Annotated in this window: 4 protein-coding genes; all 4 read left to right on the forward strand. The window is 30.5% G+C overall.

What is annotated here, in order from left to right; translation table 11 throughout:
- Positions 1–410 precede the first annotated feature (410 nt).
- Positions 411–590, forward strand: a complete 180-nt coding sequence (locus OH814_RS20495; protein ID WP_308829454.1) for a hypothetical protein — start codon at positions 411–413, stop codon at positions 588–590.
- A gap of 100 nt (positions 591–690) precedes the next feature.
- On the forward strand, positions 691–834 hold the full coding sequence (locus OH814_RS20500; RefSeq protein ID WP_308829455.1) for a hypothetical protein: 144 nt from the start codon (positions 691–693) through the stop codon (positions 832–834).
- A gap of 135 nt (positions 835–969) precedes the next feature.
- Positions 970–1,047 carry a hypothetical protein gene (locus tag OH814_RS20695; protein ID WP_374990591.1) on the forward strand — a complete coding sequence of 26 codons (78 nt, stop codon included), beginning with the start codon at positions 970–972 and terminating at the stop codon, positions 1,045–1,047.
- Between the two features lie 8 nt (positions 1,048–1,055).
- The gene (locus OH814_RS20505) at positions 1,056–1,232 is read left to right on the forward strand and encodes a hypothetical protein (RefSeq protein ID WP_308829456.1); all 177 of its coding nucleotides are present in this window, start codon (positions 1,056–1,058) and stop codon (positions 1,230–1,232) included.
- The last annotated feature ends 348 nt before the right edge of the window (positions 1,233–1,580 follow it).

Raw genomic sequence — 1,580 nt, forward strand, 5'->3', positions numbered from 1 at the left:
TTATGTTTGCTAATATATGAATTTGAAAAATAAAGATGATAAAGAATGAGGGCAGAACTGCTCCTTAATAACTTTTGAAAAGTATATTCATCCGTAGATTTAGCCTCATTCTTTTATAATTTCTTAGTGTCTGAACAGAATGTAAGGAATAGACCACCGTTTTTTAGGACTATATCCAGAATATCCAACCAGGAGAGAAGACGAAGGGAAATTTTTCATCTACTAATTTTCATTTATCATTTAAAACATGTATTGAAATGAAAAGCTTAAGTAAGTATTGGGAGTTGATGTTTTTCAAAAAGAATTAGAAGTAAGTTTAGGCAAGCTCAATGAAGATTTAAGCATTAAAATTTATTCGCACCGGTTTTCAGTAACAAAGAAACCTGTTTTGTGGAGTTGAATAATGGATTTTGAAAAATACGGCTAAAGACGTTTCTCTTCGTGTGATGATGGAAGCAACAGGCGTTTATCATCAAAAGTTTGCTCATTTTCTGATAGATAATGCTTTTGATACAAATATTATTCTACCTAACAAAATCAGCAATTATTTGCGGACTATAGATATAAAAACCATTACCGATAAAACCTAGAGCGAAACGATTGCAAGATTTGGGTTGGAAAGAAAATTGGAAAAAACCTAACCAAACCTATCGAATTTTGCAACAATTGATTCGTGAAAGATATCAAATTGTGCAGCAAAGAACAATCGCTAAAAATCATTTACAAGCAGAAAAAAGTGAAGCATTTCCTAATTCAGGAAGTGTAAAAAGAATCACTGAATTGATAAAATTCTTCAATAAACAGGAACAGGAAGTAAAAAAGAAATTTCAATAATTTTGGATCATAATCCAACGATAAAAGTAGAAGTAACACAATCTCTACAATACCTGGAATGGACGAACTGACAGCTGTTATCATTCTATTTCTAGTTGATACGCAAGTAAAAAACAACTCACAAGTTATGCCGGAATGGACATCAAAGAAAAGCAATCGGGAACATCCGTAAAAGGAAAACCTAAATTTTCCAAAAAGGAAACCGTCATATAAGAAAATCCATGCATTTACCTTCGTTATTTGCTGTAAAATGCAATCCTATATACAAAGAATTGTACTCCGGATTATTAGGAAAACACGGCATTAAAATGAAAGTATTGGTAGATATTCAGAGAAAAATACTGGAAATTTCATACATTCTTTTGAAGAAGAATACGCAATATAATGCAAATTATTAACAAGAAAAGGAAGCCGTAATAATTACTTACTGTCTTAGAAACAAGCATAAAACTGTTGTGAATTACAAATTTAAAAAAAAATTAAACTTTTGCTTTGGAACTTAACACAGAATCTACAGAGCTTAACCTTAGCTTTAGGCTTAACTGCTTAGTATTAAATAAAATATTAAAGCCATCATCATTTTATTGATTGGAACAACTAATTTCATTCACCTAAATCCCCTTTTACCACTTATCACTTATCACTTATCACTTATCACTTATCACTTATCACTTATCACTTATCACTTATCAAAATTACACATTGCCTATTACCTATTACCTATTACTCATCATTTAGGTTTAAAA

Origin of the sequence: Chryseobacterium sp. CFS15 (assembly GCF_031118795.1) — a bacterium.
Taxonomy (GTDB): domain Bacteria; phylum Bacteroidota; class Bacteroidia; order Flavobacteriales; family Weeksellaceae; genus Chryseobacterium; species Chryseobacterium indoltheticum.

Coding starts and splice junctions, on each gene's coding strand:
- OH814_RS20695 (WP_374990591.1), top strand. CDS start 970: ATGGACATCAAAGAAAAGCAATCGGGAACATCCGTAAAAGGAAAACCT.
- OH814_RS20505 (WP_308829456.1), top strand. CDS start 1,056: ATGCATTTACCTTCGTTATTTGCTGTAAAATGCAATCCTATATACAAA.